Raw genomic sequence first — 19,742 nt, 5'->3', positions numbered from 1 at the left:
GGTGGCACAATGAACCGGTGCCGTCCTCCGACCACGCCTCCCTGATCCCCCTGCTCGGCCGCGGTGACGCGCCGGAGCAGGTGCGCCATGTCCGGGAGCTGCCGGACCGGGACGCGGTGACGGCACCGTGGCCCGAGCACCTGCACCCGGACGTGGTCGCGGCCTACGAGCGGCTGGGCGTGCACCGGCCGTACCTGCACCAGGTGCAGGCCGTGCTGGCCCCCCGGCACGTGGTGGTGGCCACCGGCACGGCCTCGGGCAAGTCCCTGGCCTACCAGGTGCCTGTGGCCGACGCCGTGCACCGGGGGCGGCTGGCCGCGCTCGCACATCCCGGCATGGTGCGCCACCCGGACGAGGCCACGGCCCTCTACCTCTCGCCCACCAAGGCCCTGGCGGCCGACCAGCTCAAGGGGCTGGAGGCGCTGGGCCTGCCGACCCTCCGGGCCGCCACCTACGACGGCGACACCGACCCTGCCGAGCGGCGCTGGGTCCGGGACCACGCCGACGTGGTGCTGTGCAATCCCGACATGCTGCACTACGGGGTGCTGCCCAACCACGCGCGCTGGTCGCGGTTCTTCCGCCGGCTCCGGTACGTCGTCGTGGACGAGGCGCACTCCTACCGCGGGGTCTTCGGCTCGCACGTGGCCAACCTCATGCGGCGGCTGCGCCGGATCTGCCGGGCCTACGGCGCCGACCCCGTCTTCATCGGGGCCTCGGCCACCTCGTTCGAGCCGCACGCCTCCTTCGCCCGGCTCGTGGGCGTCCCCGAGGCCGAGGTGACGCCGGTGACCACGGACTTCTCCCCGCACGGGCCGGTCACCGTGGTGCTCTGGGAGCCCGAGCAGACGGACGGCGTGGGCGAGAACGACGCCCCGGTGCGCCGGACCGCGCTGGCCGAGGCCGCCGACATGCTCACGGACCTGGTGCTGCACCAGGTCCGGACGATCGCCTTCATCAAGTCCCGCCGCGGCGCGGAGACGATCGCCCAGATCGCCCACCGCCAGCTCGAGGAGGTCGACCCCTCGCTGGCCCACCGGGTGGCGGCCTACCGCTCCGGTTTCCTGCCGGAGGAGCGCCGTGCCCTGGAGGCGGCCCTGCGGGACGGGCGGCTGCTCGGCGTGGCCAGCACCTCCGCCCTGGAGCTCGGCATCGACGTGGCCGGCCTGGACGCCGTGGTGGTGGCGGGCTGGCCCGGCACCCGGGCCTCCTTCTTCCAGCAGATCGGCCGGGCGGGCCGGGCCGGGCAGGAGGCGCTGGCGGCGTTCGTGGCCGGCGACGACCCCCTCGACACCTATCTGGTCAACCACCCGGAGGCCGTCTTCGACGTGGACGTCGAGGCCACCGTCTTCGACCCCTCGAACCCCTACGTGCTGGCCCCGCACCTGTGCGCGGCGGCGGCCGAGCAGCCGCTGCGGGCCGAGGAGGTCGCCGCGTTCGGCCCCACGGCCGCGGATGTGCTCTCCTCCCTGGTGGCCAACGGGCACCTGCGCCGCCGGCCGAGCGGGTGGTTCTGGACGCACCCGCAGTCCGCGGCCGGGATGGTCTCCCTGCGCTCGGACGGCGGCGGGCCGATCCGCATCATCGAGACGGACACGGGCGCGGTGCTGGGCACCATGGACGCCCCCCAGTCCCACTACCAGGCCCACCCCGGGGCCGTGTACGTGCACCAGGGGCGGACCTACATCGTCGACGAGCTCAACGAGGCGGACTCCTACGCGGCCGTGACCCGGGCGCACCCGGACTTCTACACGACCGCCCGGGACGTCACCCAGGTCACCGTGGTGGCGGAGGAGCGCTCCGAGACGTGGGGGGCGGTGACCGTCCACTTCGGCCAGGTGCAGGTCACCACGAAGGTGGTCTCCTTCCAGCGCAAGGCCGTGACCTCCAACGAGGTGCTCGGCGAGGAGCCCCTCGAGCTCGACGCCCGGGACCTGTTCACCAAGTCGGTGTGGTTCACCGTGCCGGGGCCCGTGCTGAACGGCGCCGGCATCGAGGAGCCGGACGTCCCCGGGTCGCTGCACGCCGCCGAGCACGCCGCCATCGGCCTGCTCCCGCTCGTGGCGTCGTGCGACCGGTGGGACGTGGGCGGGCTCTCCACCGCCCTGCACGCCGACACCGAGCTGCCCACGGTCTTCGTCTACGACGGGCACCCCGGCGGCGCGGGCTTCGCGGAGCGCGGCTACGACACCGCGGTCGCGTGGTTGCGCGCGACCCGGGAGGCGATCTCTTCCTGCGAGTGCGAGCACGGCTGCCCGTCCTGCGTGCAGTCGCCCAAGTGCGGCAACCGCAACAACCCGCTGGACAAGCACGGCGCCGTGAAGCTGATCGACGCGCTGCTGCGCGACGCCCCGGACGCCTGACCGCTCACGGGTCCTCGGGCGGACCGGCCCGGGAGACACCGCGGGCTGCCCCGAACCGGGCCAGCGGCCCCTCGAGCGCGACCTCGGTTCCCACGTCGACGACGACCCGCTCCGGCTCCACCAGCTCGCACAGCTCCAGCTGGGCGCCGTTGGCCCGTGCGACGCGCGCGGCGGCGCCGCACGGCTCGCCGGCCACGAGGCCGCGGGCGACGTCCGCGGCGGCGAGCGCGGCGAGGTCCGCGGCCTTCCCCGCCCGGTGGGTCGCGACGCCCGCCTGCGCCAGCAGCAGCACCGTCACCAGGAGCACGCCGAGCACCAGGGACAGCGTCAGCGCGTGCACGGTGCCGCTGCCACGGTCGCGGTCGGCGGTCGGCGGCGCGCCGTCGGCAGACGCCGGGTGGATCGCCGGGCGGGCTGCCGGGTCAGCCACCGTGGTCTCCTGCCGTGCGGGCGCCCTCGGTCTCCGAGGTGGCCTCGGCCCGCAGCTCCCAGCCGCCCCACGTGCCCAGGATCCCCGGGGCGGGTCCGGCCACGACCACCGTGGCGGTCCCGGTGCCGGCCTCGAGGTGCACCGCGGCGTCCTGTCCCGCCACGGACTGCGCGGTCGAGCGGACGGTCGCGGAACTCTCGCCGCGGGCCGCGGCCCGGGCCGAGGCCCGGGCCGCCTCCTCGTAGCGGATCAGGGTCATCCCGGCCGCCGCCGCGGCGAGCAGCACGGCCAGGAGCAGCACGAGCGCGGGCAGCAGGACAGCCGTCTCGGCGGTGACGGCCCCGCGGTCGGGACACGCGGTGTGCGGCGACGGACGGGGACGGGCGGCGGTCATGGCGGTCTCCTCGCGGGCGGTGAGCGGGTGGTGAGCGAACGGTGAGCAGGCGGAGGGTGGACGGTGCTGGGGCGGTGAGTGGGCGGACGATCCGGAGGCAGCGGGCCCGAGGGGTGGAAACGGCCAACGGAGGACCGCGGGGTCCGCGGCGCCGGGACCGGCGCCGCGGACCCCTGGTGTCGCGGTTCTCAGACCCCGAGCGCCTTTTCGATGATCGCGGTCAGGAGCTCGCGCACCTGACCGGAGGAGAGCACCGCGGCCATGACGCCGCCGAAGGCCGCGGCGGCGAGCACGACCATGGCGTACTCGACCGTGGTCGCCCCGAGGTCCGCCTCCTCCGCCCGCCGGAGCGGACGGGGCGGGGCGGTGGCGCCGCGGAGGGCGGCTCGGCGGGCGGTGGGTGTGAGGGCGGTGCCCCGCACGAGGTCGGGTGCCGCGGACCTGCGCCGCCGGGACGCCTCGCGCGAGGAGAACCGGGGCCGGGAGAGCTGCTGCTGGGACATGACGGGTCCTTTCGGGATGGGTGGAGCGGAGGGAGGCGGCGTGGTCCGCCTGGATCGGTGGTCGGTGCTCCGGCAGGAGCGGGATGCCGCGGACGGGGGCGCGCGGCTCCGCGCGCGGCGGGTCATCGGAACACCTCCGGGACGAGTCCCATCACGACCGGCAGCACGCCCCAGCAGACGAAGGCCGGCAGGGAGCACAGCCCCAGCGGCAGCACGAGCTGTACGGACAGCACCTCCGCGGCGCGCTCGGCCCGCCGGTAGGCGGCCCGGCGCACCTGGGAGGCCTGGGACCGCAGGCTCCGTGCCGAGGGCGCCCCGGAGGTCGCCGTGAACGCGAGGGCCTCGCGGTAGTCCTCCAGGTGTGCCGGCAGCTCGCCGGCCGCGGCCCAGGCGGTGGCCCACGGCAGGCCCAGCCGCAGCCCGGCGCCCACCCCGGCCAGGGCGCTGCCGGACGCGTGCCCCCGGCTCCCGCCCAGCACGGCCACGGCCTCTCCCAGGGGCAGGCCGGCGTCCAGCATGGCCGCGGTCAGCTCCACGAGGACACCGGCGGAGACGTGCGCCGCGGGAGCCCGCCGACGGGGCGGGGCCGGGCCGGAGGACTCCGCCAGACGCGCCCGGTGCGGCAGGAGCACCACGGTCACGGCCGCGAGCAGCAGCAGTGCCGCGGCGGCGGCGATCAGGACCGTCATCGCGCACCCACGGCCTCGGCCCGGCCGATCAGCGCTCGCGTCCACGCCCGGCCGAGGACGGTGAGGACCGCGCCGGCGACGAGCGCGGCCACGCCCCACGGCGTGGTGAACAGGGTGCGCAGCGGGTCGACGCCCATCAGCACGCCCAGGGCGATGCCGAGCACCGGCAGCCAGGACAGGATCCGGACGGTGGACCGGGGACCTGCCAGCGCCGTGCTGCGGGCCGCCTCGGCGTCCAGCTCGGCCTCGAGGGCGTCCGCGAGTCCGCCGAGCAGCTCGGCCAGCGGGGCGCCGGTGCGCTCGGAGACCTCCCAGCACAGGGTCAGCTCGGCCGTGGCCGAGACGGCCCACCGCTCCAGGGGCCGGTGGCCGAGCGCCGGGGCGGGAACGGCGGCGAGGGCGTCCGCGGTGCTCAGGCCCAGGCGGGCGCCGGCCGCCACGGCGGTACACAGCTGCTCCACGTGCCGGGCGGTGGGTGTGCGGGGCCGGTGGCCGGCTCCCCCGGCGGCGCCCTCGAAGGCCGCCGCCGGCGACCGTCCCGCCTGCAGCAGCGCCGCCAGGCGGCGCAGCAGCGAGACCCACTCGGCGGCCTCCGCGGCGGCGTCCCGGGAGAGGCGGGACCGCCACGCCGGCGCCCGGTCCCCGCCCGGCTCCCGCCGCGCGGCCGCCCGGACCCGGTGCAGCGGTCCGCCCAGCAGCGCCGCGGAGCACCCCGCCAGGCACAGGGCGAGAACCAGCAGCGCGCTCACGGGGTGCTCCGCGAGGAGGCCGGGGCCGGGGCGAGGGCACGGTCGAGCAGGGCGCACAGTCCCGCCCAGCCCGGTCCGCGGCGCAGCCGCCCGTCGGCCTGGACGGCGGCGGGCACCGTGGCGAGGGATCCGGCGCGCTCCTCCAGCAAGGAGACCGCGCGGACCTCGCGGCGCCCGCCCGCGCGGTCGACGTGGACGACCAGGTCCAGGGCGCTCCCCGCCTGCAGCGTGACCGCCTCCCGGCTCATCCCGGCGAGCGCGCCCAGGGCCGCGAGGCGGGCGGGCAGCGCCTCGGCGGAGTTCGCGTGGACCGTGCCCGCTCCCGTGTGCCCCGTGTTGAGTGCGGTGAGGAGCTCGCGCACCTCGGCCCCGCGGCACTCCCCCACCACGAGCCGGTCGGGCCGCATGCGCAGCGCCTGGCGGACGAGCTCGGCCAGGTCGATGCCTCCGGCGCCCTCGGCGTTGGCGTGCCGGGCCTGGAGCCCGACCACGTGGGGATGCTCGGGGCGCAGCTCGGCGACGTCCTCGATCAGCACGATCCGCTCGTGCTGCGGGGCCCGGGACAGCAGGGCGTTGAGCACGGTGGTCTTTCCGGCTCCCGTCGCCCCGCTGACCAGGAGGTTCGCGCCGGACTGCACCGCCCCGGCGAGCAGCTCGGCCGTGTCCGGGTGGACGGTGCCCACGTCCACGAGGTCCTGCAGGGACAGGGTCCGGTGGGTCCGGAACCGCACGGAGAGCAGGGTCCCTCCGGTGGAGACCGGCGGCAGGACCGCGTGCACCCGGTACCCGGCGGCGGTCTGGACGTCGGCGCACGGGTGGGCGGCGTCGAGCCGGCGCCCGGCGGCGGTCACCAGCCGCACGGCCAGGGCCCGCACCTCGGCGTCGGAGCGGAACGGGGACGCGACCCTCCGCACCCCGGCCTCGGTCTCCAGCCACACCTGGTCGGGTCCGTTGACGTAGACGTCGGTGAGTCCCCGGTGCGGGAGCAGGGGCTCCAGCGGGCCTAGCCCGGTGAGCTCGGCGCGCACCACCTGCACCGCGTGCAGCGTGCCGGCCGCACCCAGCACCCGGCCACCGGCACGCACGGCATCCGCGATGTCGGCGTCGGTGACCGGGCCCGGGGCGGACAGCAGCCGGTCCCGCACGTCCTCCAGCAGCGCGTCCGGCAGCTCGGGCGGGGAGGCGCTCACCGGAGCCCTCCCACGGCCCCGAGCAGCCCGGCCACGTCCCGGCCGAGCCGGCGGGAGCGGCCGGCCTCGAGGAGGCGACCCGTCTCGGCGGCCTCGGGCACGCTGCCGCAGAAGCGCACGGATCCCGCCACCGGCAGCCCGGTCGTGGCGGCGGCGAGGGCGTCGTCCACGTCGGCCACGTTGAGCCCGGCCGGCACCAGGCGCGCCGGGACCCCGGCCAGCAGGTCCGCGGCCCACCGGGCCGCCAGCATGCCCCGCACCGTGCGGGGCGCCGGCACGAGGACCTCGTCGCACAGGACGGCCGTGTCCGCCGCCGCCGGGCCGGCCCGGCCCAGGTCCACGACGACGAGCTCCGCGGCCCGGCGCAGGGCCTCCAGCACGGGCGCGTAGGGCGCGGGAGCGCCGTCCGGCCGGGAGCGGTCCCAGGAGAGCCACCGCAGCCGGCCGGTCCGGGCGAGGGCCGGCCACAGCTGCTCCGCGTGCACGGTCCCTGCGATGCGCTGCAGGTCCGGCCAGCGCAGCCCGTCCCGGTCCTCGAGTCCCAGCAGGACGTCGATGCCGCACCCCTCGCGGTCCGCGTCCACGAGCACGGCCGTGCGCTCCTCCTGGGCGGCCCGGTCCGCGAGCCAGCACGCCAGCGTGGAGGCGCCCGCCCCGCCCACCGCGCCCAGGACGCCCACGACGTGCCCCGTCCCGCCCGGGCCCGGTCCGCCCGCGCTCCTCGCGGAGAGCAGGTCGGCGAGCCAGCCGGCGGCGTCCGGCAGCACCGCGACGGTGCAGCCGCCGAGCTCGGCGGCCCGGTCCCACAGGCCGGTGTCCTCGGGCCGGCCCACCAGCACGGTGCCCGGCCGGACCCGGCCCCGCACCGCGTGGTGCACGTCCACCAGCTCGGTGTCGGCGAGCGGCGCCCGCGCGGGAGAGACGGGATCGGCGGGCCCGGCCAGCAGCTCGGCGCCGGCCGCGGCGCAGACGCGTCCGACCGTGGCGCGCAGGGCGGGGTCGTCGCTGACGAGGCGGACCGTGCGGGCCCGGGCGGCAGGGGCGCCCGGGGTCCGGGCCGGGGCGGGGCGGTGGGCGGCGGTGCTCATGGGCCCACTCTCGGTCCCGGCGACCGGGCGCCGAGCGGGCCGGGCGGGCGGTGTGGACGGGCCGCGGGGCACGGATCGGCGCGGGCGCGTGTGCAGTCCGGGCACCGGCCTACGGTGACGGACCCGTGCAGGACAATGGCCTGATGCACATCGTCGTGGGAGCAGCGGAGGAGGGACGGGCCGGGCACCGTGCCGTGGTGGTGACCGGCGGGGCGGCCGGTGCCGCCGTGGACGTGCCCGCCGGGGAGCTGGCCGCGTTCGTCGCCGAGCGCGAGGAGGCCGCCCGCCGGGCCGGGGACACCGCCCCGCGCTGGACGTGGGAGCGCACCGGTGCGGTCTATCCCGAGCTGCTGGCCGCGGGTGCGCGCGTCGAACGGTGCCACGACCTGCGGCTGTGCCAGGCGATCCTCGCCACGGCCGCGACCGCGCACGGCTCCGGGGCGCAGGGCCCCCTCCCCTACGCGCCCGTCCTGCCGGCGCTGCCGGAGGACGAGGCGCCCGGTCTGCTCCCGCCCCCGCGGCCGGCGCAGGACCAGTCGAGCCTGTTCGAGCTGCCGCGCGCCGCCGGGCCGGGGGTGGACGAGCTCGTGGGCGAGCTGCTCGCCCAGCTCGCCGCCGTGGCCGGCGCGGCGGACCCCCGCAGGCTGACCCTCCTGCTGGCGGCGGAGTCCCAGGGGGCGCTGATCGCCGCGGAGATGCAGCACGCCGGGGTGCCCTGGCGCGAGGACGTCCACCGCGCCCTGCTGGAGGAGGCGCTCGGACCCGAGCCGGCCCCCGGGGAGCGGCCCGAGCGGATGGAGCGGACCGTCCGGCGGCTGCGGGAGGTGCTGCACGCGCCCGGGCTGAACCCGGACTCCCCGCAGGAGCTGCTCAAGGCCATGCGCGCGGCGGGCATCGACGTGACCAGCACCCGCCAGTGGGAGCTCGTCGAGTGGGCCCGGGCCGTGCCGGACCTGGCCGCGCGGCGCCAGGCGCTGATCGAGCCGATCCTGGAGCACAAGAAGCAGGCCCGGCTGCTCAGCGCCAACGGGTGGCACTGGCTGGACAGCTGGGTGCGGGAGGGCCGTTTCCGGCCCGAGTACGTGGTGGGCGGTGTGGTCACCGGGCGGTGGTCGGCCCGCGGCGGTGGCGCCCTGCAGATCCCGCACGTGGTGCGCGACGCCGTGCGGGCGGATCCGGGGCGGGTGCTCGTCGTCGCCGACGCCGCCCAGCTGGAGCCGCGCGTCCTCGCGGCCCTGGCCCACGACGACGCCCTGGCCGCCGCCTCCCACGGCCGTGACCTGTACCAGGCCATCGCGGACCTCGGCGAGGAGCGCGGGTCGGAGCTGACCGAGCGCCCGCAGGCGAAGGTGGCCATGCTGGGGGCCATGTACGGGGCCACCACGGGGCAGTCCGGGCGGCTGATGCCGCACCTGGCCCGGATGTTCCCGCGGGCCGTGGACTACGTCGAGCGGGCGGCCCGCGTCGGGGAGACCGGGGGGCAGGTGTGCACGCACCTGGGCCGCTGGTCGCCCCGGCCGGGGCCGGACTGGGACGCGGCCCAGCGCGACACCGCGACGGCGGAGGCCGAGCGGCGCGCCGGGGCGATGGCCCGCGGCCAGGGCCGGTTCACCCGCAACTTCGTGGTGCAGGGCACCGCGGCGGAGTGGGCGATGTGCTGGATGGGCGCCATCCGTTCCGCCCTCGTGCGGGAGGAGGTCGACGCCGAGCTCGTCTTCTTCCTGCACGACGAGATCGTGCTGCACTGCGCGCGGGAGGACGCCGAGCGCGCGGCCGAGCTGGTCCGGGGATGCGCCGAGCAGGCGGGGCGGATGGTGTTCGGCCGGATCCCGGTGGAGTTCCCCGTGAGCGTGGCCGTGGTGGAGTCCTACGCGGACGCCAAGTGAGCGACCCGGTGGCGGACCGCGCCGGGGACTCCGGGGTGCGGGGCGGGTCGCCGGCCCGGCACCGGGCTGGGCGCGGCGCTCAGCGCAGGCCCCGGCACAGGGCTCGGGACGGGGTTCGCGACAGGACCCGCCACCGGCGCCGGGTTCAGCACAGGTCCCGGTACGGGGCTCCCGTCACGTGCCGGCTCCACTCGTCCTCGGTGATCCGGTCGCCGCGGCCCGCGCAGACCGCGGCGACCGCGTCCTCGGCCTGCACCAGCCAGCTGCGCACCACGCCGTCGTCGCCCGTGGCGACCAGCCGGTCGCCGGCGAAGCGCACGTCGTTCATCCGGTCCCCGGAGGCGGACAGGGCCGCGTAGACGCTGAGGTCCGCCGCGCCGACCTTCCACATCCACACGAACTTGTCCCCGGAGGCGCCTGCCAGCAGGGTGCCGTCCGGGGAGAACTGCAGTCCCTTGACCGAGGACAGGGCGTCGGAGGTCTCGCCCAGGGGGTGGGGCTCGGACGGGTCGGCGACGTCCCACAGACGCACCCGCCCGCCCTCGGTCCCCACGGCCAGGACGTCGGCCACCGGGGAGAACACCGCCGAGGTCACGACCGAGTCCAGGGTGAGCTCCGCGGTCCGGCGGGGCGCGGCGGGGTCGGAGACGTCCCACAGCTGCACGTTCCTGGAGCCGTCCGCCGCCGCGAACACCGTGCCCGAGGCGTTGAACCGCGCCGCCTCCGTCTCGGCCACCGGGATCGTGGCCACGCGCCGGACCGCTCCGCCGTCACGGCGCATCAGGGCGATCTCGGTGCCGACCTCGGACCACGCCGCGATCGTGGCGCCGTCCGCCGTCACGTCGGCGCCCGTGACCCCCACGTCCAGGGCCGCGGCCCGCGCCGGCTCCTGCGGGCGCCCGTCCTCGAGGGGCCAGAGCAGGACGTCCCCGTCCTCGGTGCCACCGGCCACGAAGGAGGCGTCGGGCGCCACGGCGCCCGCGTACCAGAGGGTCTCCCCCGGCGGGGCCTCCGGCGACGGCAGCGGCACGGGCACCTCCCCGGTGAGGTCGAACAGGGAGACGACGCCCTCGCCGATGCCCACGGCGCTGAGCACCGTGGCCGAGCGGTCGGTGGAGAGCTGGTACACCGGTTCCCCGCGCCGGTGGATGACCGGTCCCTCCAGGTCCCACGAGCGGGTGGTGCCGTCCTGCGAGGCGGTGATCAGCCGCTCGCCCACCCGCAGCGCCCCCGTCACCCGGGCGGCGGTGGGAAACACCTCGACGCGCGCGAGATCGGGCAGCCGGTGCACGTAGGCGTTCTGGTCGTAGCTCGCGGCCACGACCTGCTCCCCGTCCGGGGAGAAGCTGACGTCGCTGATCCAGCTGCCGAAGTCGCGGACGGCGCCGGCCTCGGCCAGCCGGTCGCCCTCGACGTCGTAGAGCCGCAGCTCGCGCGCGCTCAGCCCCACGGCCAGGCGGGCGCCGTCGTCGTCGAGGGCCAGGGACCGGACGGTCCGGCTGGTGGGCACCGGGTCGAGGCGCTCGGCGCCCCGGCCGTCGGTGGCGTACCGGACGATGCCCGCGGAGCTCCCGCCGGCGTAGACGGTGCCGTCGGCGGCCGCGGCGACGGCGAGGACGTCGGCGTCCTCGCCCAGGGGCAGCCGCGGCAGCGCCTGCGGGGACTCGGGGTCCTCGAGCGACCAGCGCAGCACCTCGCCCCGGCCGCCGGCCAGCAGCTGCCGCCCGCCGGGCGAGAACACCACCGCGTTGAACGAGGTCCCGGTGTCCACCTCCAGGCCGGCGACCCGCCGCACGGGCCGCTCCGTGACGTCCCACAGGCTGACGTGGCCGGTGCCGGCGACCGCCGCGAGCACCCTGCCGTCCCGCTCGACGAGGGCGACGTCGGCCAGGCCGCGCTCCTCGCCGTCGAGGACCACGACGTCCTCGCGGTCCTCGACCAGGCTCTCGAAGTCCCGCCACACGGACAGCCGGCCGTCCCCGGCCGCGCGCGCCACCACCGAGCCGTCGTCCAGCGCCGCGAGCCGGGACGCGCCGTCCGGGCCCAGCCAGCGCTCCGGGGAGCTCACCGCGGTCGCGTCGATGAGGGCGGAGACGCCCTCCCGGGTGGGCGCCATCCGGTACGCCGCGAGACTGAGCTGCGCGGCCAGGTTCGGCGACTCCCCCCGGATCCGGGAGGCCTCCAGCGCCGTCTGGCGGGACAGGGCCTGGTCACGGGCCGTCTCCGCGTCGGTCTGGAAGCGCTCCGCCCGGATGCCGAGGGCGCCCGCGACCACGGCGGCGCAGACGGCCAGGGCCAGCAGGACGAGCGCCACGTGGCCGCGCCGCTCGATCTCCCGGGCCGTGCGCTTCTGCCGCTCGAGGGCGTCGTCGTAGTGCCGTTCGCTCTCCGCCAGGTACTCGCGCTCGGCCGGGCTGAGCAGCGCCTGCTGCTGCGGGTCCCCGGTCCAGTCCCGGAAGGAGGCCAGCTGGCCCAGCGGGATCAGCGCGAGGGGATCGCGGTCGTTGGCCAGCCACATCTGGGTGGCCCGCTGCAGCTGCTGCCGGACGTAGAGGTCGCGCCGGCCGTCCTCGATCCAGCGGCTGAGCCGGGACCAGTGGTCGAGCAGGGACTCGTGGCTGAGCTGGACCTCGTCCCGGTCCACGGTCAGCAGCCGGGCGCGGGCGAAGTGCTCCACCACGGCGGGACCGCACTCGGGCAGCTCCTCGCGCAGCATCGGGGTGCGCACGGCGGTGGCGGAGGAGCCGGTGCCCACCACGCGCACCAGGCGCAGGAAGATGGCCCGGGCGAGGTCCCGCTCACCGGGCTCCAGCGCCGCGTAGACCTCCTCGGCCCGGCGGTCCACGGCCTCCGTGATGCCGCCCGCGGCGTGGTAGTCGGCCACGGTGAGCTCGCGGGTGCGGGCGTGCTCCCACGTGCCGAGCAGCGCCTGGGAGAGCAGGGGCAGCAGCCCCACCCCGATCTCCGCGCCGCGGGGGGCCACGTCGCGCAGGATCACCTCGACCAGGTCCGGGGAGACCCGGGCCCCGACGGCCTCGGCGGGGCCGACGACGATCTGCTGCAGCTGCTCACGGGTCAGCGCGCCGAGCAGCACGGGGCGCTCCAGGGCGGCGCGCAGCTCGGCGTGGCTGCTGGCGGGCCCGAAGAAGTCCGCGCGCAGCCCCACCACGACCACCCGGTCCCGGCTCGCGGCGGCGAGCCGGTCCAGGAACCGGCCGGGCTGCTCGGCGTCCCGGGTGCCGGTCCACAGCTCCTCCAGCTGGTCGACGACCAGCAGGTCCGGGTCCGCCTCGACCGCGTCGTCGAGCCGGCGCCCGGGGTCCAGGCCCGGTGTGGTCGCCAGGGCGCTCCATCCGTGCAGCGGCTGGCCCTCGGCGCGCAGCCGGCCGAGCAGGCCGGCGCCCAGCAGGGAGGACTTGCCCGCGCCCGAGGCGGCCACGACGGCCAGGATGCGGGGCCCGTCGGCAGGGGCCAGCCGGGTCACCCGCTCCCCCAGCTCGGCGACCTCCGCGGTCCTCCCGAAGAAGTGCGCCTCGTCCTGGGCGCGGTAGGAGCGCAGTCCCACGTACGGGGTGGTGGCGGGCTGGACGGGCGTGCGGGAGCGGTTGACGTCCTCCCACCACTGCTCCGCCGGGCGCTCCTCGGTCAGCCCGAGGGCGTCCAGGAGGGCCGTGAACTCCTCGCGCAGCGCCGGGCCGGGCAGGTGGGCCCCGCTGAGCCAGCCCTGGATGGTGCTGGCGGGCAGGCGGCAGGCCGCGGCGAGCGCGCGCACCGACAGGCCGCGGCGGCGGCGTGCGGCGCTGAGCTGCTCGGCGAGCCGTGGCCGGTCGGCGCCGGGTCGGGGCGAGGCCACCGGGAGCCTCCTCGGGGGATGTCGGGCACGGGGGACCCTGGCATCGTAAGTCGGCTTGTCTCGGCTCCGGCAATGTTGCGCCCGGAGGTGCGCAATGTCCGCGGGACCTGCTACAGCGGTGCGGGCAGGACCCGGCCGGTGTCCCACGGCACGGCCCAGCCGAGGGCGGTGAGCACCCGGTCCAGGAGCACGCCGGTGAACCCCCAGACGGTCACCCGGGAGCCGGTGCCGGCCACGGGCACCGCGAACGCCGGCGAGCGGTAGGTCTGCCGGCCGCGCGTGACGGACGCGTAGTGCCGGTTGGCCGGGTCGATCAGGTCCAGGACCGGGACGCGGAAGACCAGGGAGGACTCGGCGTGGTCGACGACGTCCACGGGCGAGACGTCCTGCCACCAGCCGAGCACCGGGGTGACGAGGTGGTTGGAGACCGGCAGCGGCACCGGGGCGAGGGCGCCGAGCACCTCCACGCCCCGCGGGTCCAGCCCCGTCTCCTCCTCGGCCTCGCGCAGGGCGGCGCGCACGTGGGCGCCGCTCACCCGGCCGCCGGGCACGGAGACCAGCTCGTGCGGGTCCCCGTCCTCGGGGTCGAGGCGGCCGCCGGGGAAGGCGACCTGCCCCGGGTGGGAGCGCAGGGTCGCGGCGCGCTGGACGAGCAGGACGTCGAGGTCGCGGCCCACCCCCTCCGCGTGCGCGGAGCTGCGGGAGGGCAGGTCGTCGAGGGCGCCGAAGAGGATGAGCACCGCGGAGCGCCGGTAGTTCTCGTCGATGCGCCCGATCCGCCACGGCTCGCGGTCCTCCATCCGCAGGCTGTGGCCGCTGCGGGCCACCCGCAGCAGGTCCTGGTAGGCGTGGCTCACCGGTGCTCCCCCGACGTCCTCGGCGGCGCTCACGGGCTCAGCGGCCAGCCGTCGGCCTGCAGCTCGGCCCGGGTGCGGCCGGCGAGGAACTGCTCCAGCAGCTCCTCGCGGCCGGGGGCGAACTCGTACTTGAGCAGCGACGCCGCCTCGGCGGCGCCCGTGGGGCCCTCCCCGTAGGACGGGCACAGGTCCGCGACGGGGCACACCCCGCACGCCGGGCGGCGGGAGTGGCAGATCCGGCGCCCGTGGTAGACGAGCCGCTGGGACAGGTCGGTCCAGTCGCGCGGCTCGAACAGCGCCGCGACGTCCCGCTCGACCTTGACCGGGTCCTCCTCCGCCGTCCAGCCGAAGCGGCGGGCCAGCCGGCCGAAGTGGGTGTCCACGGTGATCCCGGGGATCCCGAAGGCGTTGCCCAGGACCACGTTGGCGGTCTTGCGGCCCACGCCGGGCAGGGTGACCAGGTCCTCCAGCCGGCCGGGCACCTCGCCGTCGTGGTCGTCCACGATCTTCTGCGCCAGGTTCTGGATCGCGCGGGTCTTGGCCCGGTAGAAGCCCAGGGGCCGCACGATCTCCTGGACCTCGGCCTCGTCCGCCTCGGCGAGCGCCCGCGGCGTCGGACAGGCGGCGAACAGCCGCGGGGTGGTCGCGTTCACGCGCACGTCCGTGGTCTGGGCGGAGAGCACCGTGGCCACGAGCAGCTCGTAGGGCGAGCGGAAGTCCAGCTCGGCGACCGCGTAGGGGTAGGCCTCGGCGAGGACCGCGTTGATCCGCCGGGCCCGGCGCTTGAGCGCCAGCGGGGACTCCGGCGCCCCGGTGCGGCGGCGGCGCGCGGCGCCGGCCCGCGCCTTCGCGGAGTCCACGACGCGCAGGTGGGCGGGCGGGCGGGGCACGGCGGATGAGACCATCCCCCGATTCTAGGCCGGTCCCGGGGCCCCGGTCCGTGACTCCGCGCGGCGGGGCGTCTGTGGAACCGGGTGGGGCGATCGTCTAGGGTGACAGGGACACTATGTGATCCGCGACACGGGCGTCCGGTGCACCGGGCGTCCGTGCGTGGTGCGCCACGAGAAGGGAAGACCACATGGCTTCGGACACCACGCCCGCCGAGACCCAGACCTTTGCCCCGAGCCCGGAGTTCACCGCCCAGGCCAACGCCGGCGCGGAGCTCTACGACCAGGCCGAGGCCGAGGGCGTCGACTTCTGGGCCCGCCAGGCCCGCGAGCTGCTGACCTGGAACAAGGACTTCACCGAGGTCCTCGACTGGTCCAACCCCCCGTTCGCCAAGTGGTTCCAGGACGGCACCCTCAACGCCTGCTACAACGCCGTGGACCGGCACGTGGAGGCCGGCAACGGGGACCGGGTGGCCATCCACTTCGAGGGCGAGCCGGGCGACAGCCGCAGCTACACCTACGCGCAGCTCAAGGACGAGGTGTCGAAGGCCGCCAACGCGATGGAGGGCCTGGGCGTGGTCAAGGGCGACCGCGTGGCGCTGTACCTGCCGATGATCGCCGAGGCCGTCATCGCGATGCTGGCCTGCGCGCGCATCGGCGCGATCCACTCCGTGGTCTTCGGCGGCTTCTCCGCGGACGCCCTGCGCTCCCGCGTCGAGGACGGGCAGGCGAAGCTCGTGGTCACCGCGGACGGCTCCTACCGCCGCGGCAAGCCCTCCATGCTCAAGCCCGCCGTCGACGAGGCCCTCTCCGAGGGCGCGTCCTCCGTGGAGCACGTCCTCGTGGTGCGCCGCAACGAGGCCGAGGTCGAGATGACCGAGGGCCGGGACGTGTGGTGGCACGACGCCGTCGGCTCGGCCTCGACCGAGCACACCCCGGCCGAGCAGGGCGCCGAGGACCCGCTGTTCGTCCTCTACACCTCCGGCACCACCGGCAAGCCCAAGGGCATCATGCACACCACGGGCGGCTACCTCACCCAGGGCGCGTTCACGCACAAGTACGTCTTCGACCTCAAGCCGGAGACGGACGTCTACTGGTGCACCGCCGACGTCGGGTGGGTCACCGGCCACTCCTACGTCGCCTACGCGCCCCTGGTCAACGGCTCCACCCAGGTCATCTACGAGGGCACCCCGGACTCCCCGCACCGCGGCCGGTTCTGGGAGATCGTGCAGAAGTACGGGGTGACCATCATGTACACCTCCCCCACCGCGATCCGCACCATGATGAAGTGGGGCGAGGAGATCCCGGGCGAGTACGACCTCTCGTCGCTGCGCGTGCTCGGCACCGTGGGCGAGGCCATCAACCCGGAGGCGTGGACCTGGTTCCACCGGGTCATCGGCGGCGGGCGCTGCCCGATCGTGGACACCTGGTGGCAGACCGAGACCGGCGCCATCATGATCTCCCAGCTGCCCGGTGTGACCGTGGCCAAGCCGGGCTCGGCGCAGGTGCCGATGCCCGGCATCAAGGTGGACGTGGTGGACGACAACGGGCAGCCGGTGCCCAACGGGACCTCCGGCTTCCTCGTGCTGCGCGAGCCGTGGCCGTCGATGCTGCGCACCATCTGGGGCGACGACGACCGCTACGTGGACACCTACTGGTCCCGGTTCGGGGACATGTACTTCGCCGGTGACGGCGCCAAGCGCGACGAGGACGGGGACGTCTGGATCCTCGGCCGGGTGGACGACGTCATGAACGTCTCCGGGCACCGCCTCTCCACCCCCGAGATCGAGTCCGCGCTCTTCTCCCACCCCTCCGTGGCGGAGGCCGCGGTGGTGGGCGCCACGGACGAGACCACCGGGCAGGCCGTGATCGCCTTCGTGATCCTCTCCGACCAGGCCGACGCCGAGGGCCGGGACAAGGCGGAGCTCGCCGAGGAGATGCGCGCCCACGTGGGCAAGGAGATCTCCCCGATCGCCAAGCCCAAGAAGGTCCTGATCGTGCCCGAGCTGCCGAAGACCCGCTCCGGGAAGATCATGCGCCGCCTGCTCAAGGACGTCGCGGAGGACCGGGAGGTCGGCGACGTGTCGACGCTCGCGGACCAGACGGTCATGCAGCAGATCGTGGACTCGCTGGCCAGGTAGCACCGCCCAGGAGTCCCCCACCGGACCGCGGCGCCCCCTCGCCCCTGCCGCGCGAGGGGGCGCCGCCACGCCCGGGGGCCGGCGCGCCGGGGTGAGAGGATGCGGAGCATGACCACCACGCGCAGACCGATCTACGTCCTCAACGGCCCGAACCTCAACCTGCTCGGCACCCGGCGCCCGGAGGTGTACGGCACCACGACGCTCGCGGACGTCGAGGACGCCGTGCGCGCCCGGGCCGCGGCCGGCGGGTGGGAGGTGGAGTTCCGCCAGACCAACCACGAGGGGGTCCTGGTGGACCAGATCCACGAGGCCCGGACCGCCGGCGCGGCCATCGTCATCAACCCCGCGGCGTACACCCACACCTCCGTCGCGATCCACGACGCGCTCGAGGCCGCCGAGCTGCCCGTGGTCGAGGTGCACCTGTCCAACGTGCACCGGCGCGAGCCGTTCCGGCACACCTCCTACGTGTCCCTGCAGGCGGACGCGGTGATCGCCGGCGCGGGCGCCCTCGGCTACGAGCTGGCCGTGGAGCACCTGCTGCGCACCCTGGAGGCCTAGGCCCTCAGGCCGCGCACGTGCCCGGCACGAGCGCCTCCGTCCGGCCCGCGGCCTGGTCCAGGGCGCCGCGCAGCTCGGCCAGGGTGAGGGCGTAGCCGACCTGCCCCTCGAGGGCCTTGGCGAAGACCACCCCGACCACCGTCCCGTCCTGGGCCACCAGGGGCCCGCCCGAGTTGCCCTGCTGCACCGCACCGGCCAGCTGGATGATCTCCATGGTCGCCGGCGCGGCGCCGTCGCCGGGCACCGGGGCCAGGGCGGCGCCCTGCACGGTGGCGGGCCCGACGGCGAAGGGCCCGCCCAGGGGGTAGCCCATGAACGCGACGAGGTCCCCCGGCGCGGGGTCCTGCCCGAGCGCCAGGCCCGGCACCTGCAGGCTCGGGGCGGAGAGCACGGCGAGGTCCGCGTCCGGGTCGTAGTACACGACCGAGGCGGTGTGCACCTGCCCGTCCCGGGTCTGCACCACGGGCTCGGCGACACCGGCGACGACGTGGGCGTTGGTCACCACCTGACCGGCGGCCGTCGCGAACCCGGAGCCGGTCTGGTTCTGCCGGCACTCGTCCGCGGTGCCGTACACCTTCAGCACGGACCCGCCGGCCTGCTCCTGCGCCGGCGTGGCCGTGCCCTGGGCGGGGGCCTCCGCGGCCGGGAACAGCAGGGCGTCCAGCTGCCGGATCCCGGTGGCCCCGCCCACGGCGTCCCGGGCCTCGGTCACCACCTCGCGGACCGGGGCGGGAGTGCGCTCGTCGATGGTGCGCAGCACCGCGGAGGAGGCGACCTGCTGGGACACCGAGGGGATGCCGAGCTGGCCCACGAGCGAGGCGAGCAGCGAGAGCACCAGCGCGGCCACGGTGACGTCGAGGGCCGCCCCGGCGATCCGGTTCAGCAGCCCCAGGCGCATCCGCTCCGTCACCGCGGACAGGGCGCGCCCGAGCATCCCGCCGAGCATCTGGCCCGCGATCAGCAGCACGAGCACCGTGGCCAGCACGGCGCCCATCCGGTACTGGGCGTCGACCTGCGCGCTGACCCACGGCGCGGCGGTGAACGCCGCGACGGCGCCCAGCACGAGCCCGGCCAGCGAGAACAGGGAGTTGAAGAACCCGCGGCTGAACCCGTAGAAGAGATAGCCCAGCAGCACCACGACCAGCAGGACGTCGAGCAGGTTGAAGGACGGGGACATCGGGTTCCTCCGGATGTTCTGGCGGGGGCCGGGGCCCGGGAGCGAGCCACCAGCATAGGGACCCCGGCTGTGAGATTCGTAGGGCCCGCCTGTCCCCGGCCCCGGCCCGCCACGCCCGTCCTTGGGAATCGCGCGCCGGAGACACTACAGTGAACGTCAGGTACGTTAGGTCGCTCACACGCAGGTGCGGGCGGCTCCCGCTGACATCGGCCGCCGCGGGCCACGGCCCGACGGCGGCGTTACTCTGAGGAGAACCATGGATATCGACGTCCTCCGCCGCGCTCCCCTGTTCGCGTCCCTGGACGACCAGGCGTTCGCCGCCCTGACCGAGGAGCTCACCGAGGTCGACCTCTCGCGCGGCTCCACGCTCTTCCACGAGGGCGATCCGGGCGACCAGCTGTACTTCATCGTCTCGGGCAAGATCAAGCTCGGGCGCACCGCCGCGGACGGCCGCGAGAGCCTCGTGGCCATCATGGGCCCGGGCGAGCTGTTCGGCGAGATGGCCCTGTTCGACCCGAGCCCGCGCTCCACGTCCGCCACCGCCGTGTCCGAGACGCGCCTGGCCGGGCTCAAGCACGAGAACCTCAAGAAGGTCATCGAGCGCTCCCCGGACGTGTCCGCGCAGCTGCTCCAGGCCCTGGCCCGCCGGCTGCGGCGCACCAACGAGAGCCTCGCCGACCTCGTCTTCTCGGACGTGCCCGGCCGCGTGGCCAAGGCGCTCCTGGACCTGGCCGACCGCTTCGGCCGCCCCGCCACGGACGGCATCCTCGTGGCGCACGAGCTGACGCAGGAGGAGCTGGCCCAGCTCGTGGGCGCCTCCCGGGAGACCGTCAACAAGGCCCTGGCCGAGTTCGTCCAGCGCGGCTGGATCCGGCTGGAGGCCCGCGCCGTGGTGATCCTGGACCTGCAGCGGCTCAAGCAGCGCAGCCGCTGACCCCGCCGGAACGGCCGCGGCCCCGGTCACCCGCGCGGGTGACCGG

Annotated in this window: 16 protein-coding genes; 5 read left to right on the top strand and 11 right to left on the bottom strand. The window is 76.2% G+C overall.

Going from position 1 to position 19,742, the window contains the following annotated elements:
• Positions 1-17: 17 nt before the first annotated feature.
• Positions 18-2,360, top strand: a complete 2,343-nt coding sequence (locus GMA12_RS03350) for a DEAD/DEAH box helicase (RefSeq protein ID WP_162459423.1) — start codon at positions 18-20, stop codon at positions 2,358-2,360.
• A 4-nt stretch (positions 2,361-2,364) separates the two neighbouring features.
• On the opposite strand, the gene GMA12_RS03345 is transcribed toward GMA12_RS03350, so the two are convergent.
• The 7 genes from GMA12_RS03345 to ssd form a co-directional block, all read right to left on the bottom strand.
• A complete protein-coding gene (locus tag GMA12_RS03345) occupies positions 2,365-2,790 on the bottom strand; it encodes an Rv3654c family TadE-like protein (protein WP_370830084.1) in 426 nt (141 codons plus the stop codon).
• Positions 2,783-3,184, bottom strand: a complete 402-nt coding sequence (locus GMA12_RS03340) for a TadE family type IV pilus minor pilin (RefSeq protein ID WP_156267144.1) — start codon at positions 3,182-3,184, stop codon at positions 2,783-2,785. The genes GMA12_RS03345 and GMA12_RS03340 overlap by 8 nt, the downstream gene beginning before the upstream one ends.
• A gap of 188 nt (positions 3,185-3,372) precedes the next feature.
• On the bottom strand, positions 3,373-3,687 hold the full coding sequence (locus tag GMA12_RS03335; RefSeq protein WP_156267142.1) for a DUF4244 domain-containing protein: 315 nt from the start codon (positions 3,685-3,687) through the stop codon (positions 3,373-3,375).
• Between the two features lie 122 nt (positions 3,688-3,809).
• Positions 3,810-4,376, bottom strand: a complete 567-nt coding sequence (locus GMA12_RS03330; RefSeq protein ID WP_156267140.1) for a type II secretion system F family protein — start codon at positions 4,374-4,376, stop codon at positions 3,810-3,812.
• Positions 4,373-5,125 (bottom strand): type II secretion system F family protein, encoded by a 753-nt coding sequence (locus GMA12_RS03325; protein WP_162459422.1) that lies wholly within the window; start codon positions 5,123-5,125, stop codon positions 4,373-4,375. The genes GMA12_RS03330 and GMA12_RS03325 overlap by 4 nt, the downstream gene beginning before the upstream one ends.
• On the bottom strand, positions 5,122-6,315 hold the full coding sequence (locus GMA12_RS03320; RefSeq protein ID WP_162459421.1) for a TadA family conjugal transfer-associated ATPase: 1,194 nt from the start codon (positions 6,313-6,315) through the stop codon (positions 5,122-5,124). The genes GMA12_RS03325 and GMA12_RS03320 overlap by 4 nt, the downstream gene beginning before the upstream one ends.
• Positions 6,312-7,403: a septum site-determining protein Ssd gene (gene ssd, locus GMA12_RS03315; protein ID WP_156267138.1), complete on the bottom strand. Its 1,092-nt coding sequence runs from the start codon at positions 7,401-7,403 to the stop codon at positions 6,312-6,314. The genes GMA12_RS03320 and ssd overlap by 4 nt, the downstream gene beginning before the upstream one ends.
• A gap of 143 nt (positions 7,404-7,546) precedes the next feature.
• On the opposite strand from ssd, the gene GMA12_RS03310 reads away from it, so the two are divergent.
• Complete coding sequence (locus tag GMA12_RS03310) at positions 7,547-9,289, top strand: bifunctional 3'-5' exonuclease/DNA polymerase (protein WP_156267136.1); 1,743 nt, start codon at positions 7,547-7,549, stop codon at positions 9,287-9,289.
• A 145-nt stretch (positions 9,290-9,434) separates the two neighbouring features.
• On the opposite strand, the gene GMA12_RS03305 is transcribed toward GMA12_RS03310, so the two are convergent.
• The 3 genes from GMA12_RS03305 to nth all read right to left on the bottom strand — a co-directional run bounded on the left by GMA12_RS03305 (position 9,435) and on the right by nth (position 14,904).
• The gene (locus tag GMA12_RS03305; RefSeq protein WP_162459420.1) at positions 9,435-13,142 is read right to left on the bottom strand and encodes an nSTAND1 domain-containing NTPase; all 3,708 of its coding nucleotides are present in this window, start codon (positions 13,140-13,142) and stop codon (positions 9,435-9,437) included.
• A gap of 110 nt (positions 13,143-13,252) precedes the next feature.
• Positions 13,253-13,942, bottom strand: a complete 690-nt coding sequence (locus GMA12_RS03300; protein WP_156267483.1) for an NUDIX hydrolase — start codon at positions 13,940-13,942, stop codon at positions 13,253-13,255.
• An 86-nt stretch (positions 13,943-14,028) separates the two neighbouring features.
• Entirely contained in the window at positions 14,029-14,904 is an 876-nt protein-coding gene (gene nth / locus GMA12_RS03295) for an endonuclease III (RefSeq protein WP_156267132.1), read from the bottom strand.
• A gap of 173 nt (positions 14,905-15,077) precedes the next feature.
• On the opposite strand from nth, the gene acs reads away from it, so the two are divergent.
• Entirely contained in the window at positions 15,078-17,027 is a 1,950-nt protein-coding gene (gene acs, locus GMA12_RS03290) for an acetate--CoA ligase (RefSeq protein ID WP_156267130.1), read from the top strand.
• A 108-nt stretch (positions 17,028-17,135) separates the two neighbouring features.
• Positions 17,136-17,585 carry a type II 3-dehydroquinate dehydratase gene (aroQ, locus tag GMA12_RS03285; RefSeq protein WP_156267128.1) on the top strand — a complete coding sequence of 150 codons (450 nt, stop codon included), beginning with the start codon at positions 17,136-17,138 and terminating at the stop codon, positions 17,583-17,585.
• A 4-nt stretch (positions 17,586-17,589) separates the two neighbouring features.
• Here aroQ and GMA12_RS03280 read toward each other — a convergent pair whose 3' ends face one another.
• On the bottom strand, positions 17,590-18,762 hold the full coding sequence (locus GMA12_RS03280) for a MarP family serine protease (RefSeq protein ID WP_156267126.1): 1,173 nt from the start codon (positions 18,760-18,762) through the stop codon (positions 17,590-17,592).
• A 256-nt stretch (positions 18,763-19,018) separates the two neighbouring features.
• Here GMA12_RS03280 and GMA12_RS03275 point away from each other — a divergent pair, with 256 nt between their 5' ends.
• The gene (locus GMA12_RS03275; RefSeq protein WP_047801914.1) at positions 19,019-19,696 is read left to right on the top strand and encodes a Crp/Fnr family transcriptional regulator; all 678 of its coding nucleotides are present in this window, start codon (positions 19,019-19,021) and stop codon (positions 19,694-19,696) included.
• Positions 19,697-19,742 lie beyond the last annotated feature (46 nt).

The sequence above is a fragment of the Kocuria sediminis genome, from assembly GCF_009735315.1.
GTDB lineage: Bacteria > Actinomycetota > Actinomycetes > Actinomycetales > Micrococcaceae > Kocuria > Kocuria turfanensis.
The sequence above is the reverse complement of the archived record's forward strand: the minus strand, read 5'-3'. Positions and strand labels throughout refer to the sequence as shown.

Coding starts and splice junctions, on each gene's coding strand:
- GMA12_RS03340 (WP_156267144.1), bottom strand. CDS start 3,184: ATGACCGCCGCCCGTCCCCGTCCGTCGCCGCACACCGCGTGTCCCGAC.
- GMA12_RS03335 (WP_156267142.1), bottom strand. CDS start 3,687: ATGTCCCAGCAGCAGCTCTCCCGGCCCCGGTTCTCCTCGCGCGAGGCG.
- GMA12_RS03330 (WP_156267140.1), bottom strand. CDS start 4,376: ATGACGGTCCTGATCGCCGCCGCCGCGGCACTGCTGCTGCTCGCGGCC.
- ssd (WP_156267138.1), bottom strand. CDS start 7,403: ATGAGCACCGCCGCCCACCGCCCCGCCCCGGCCCGGACCCCGGGCGCC.
- GMA12_RS03310 (WP_156267136.1), top strand. CDS start 7,547: ATGCACATCGTCGTGGGAGCAGCGGAGGAGGGACGGGCCGGGCACCGT.
- GMA12_RS03300 (WP_156267483.1), bottom strand. CDS start 13,942: ATGGAGGACCGCGAGCCGTGGCGGATCGGGCGCATCGACGAGAACTAC.
- nth (WP_156267132.1), bottom strand. CDS start 14,904: ATGGTCTCATCCGCCGTGCCCCGCCCGCCCGCCCACCTGCGCGTCGTG.
- acs (WP_156267130.1), top strand. CDS start 15,078: ATGGCTTCGGACACCACGCCCGCCGAGACCCAGACCTTTGCCCCGAGC.
- aroQ (WP_156267128.1), top strand. CDS start 17,136: ATGACCACCACGCGCAGACCGATCTACGTCCTCAACGGCCCGAACCTC.
- GMA12_RS03280 (WP_156267126.1), bottom strand. CDS start 18,762: ATGTCCCCGTCCTTCAACCTGCTCGACGTCCTGCTGGTCGTGGTGCTG.
- GMA12_RS03275 (WP_047801914.1), top strand. CDS start 19,019: ATGGATATCGACGTCCTCCGCCGCGCTCCCCTGTTCGCGTCCCTGGAC.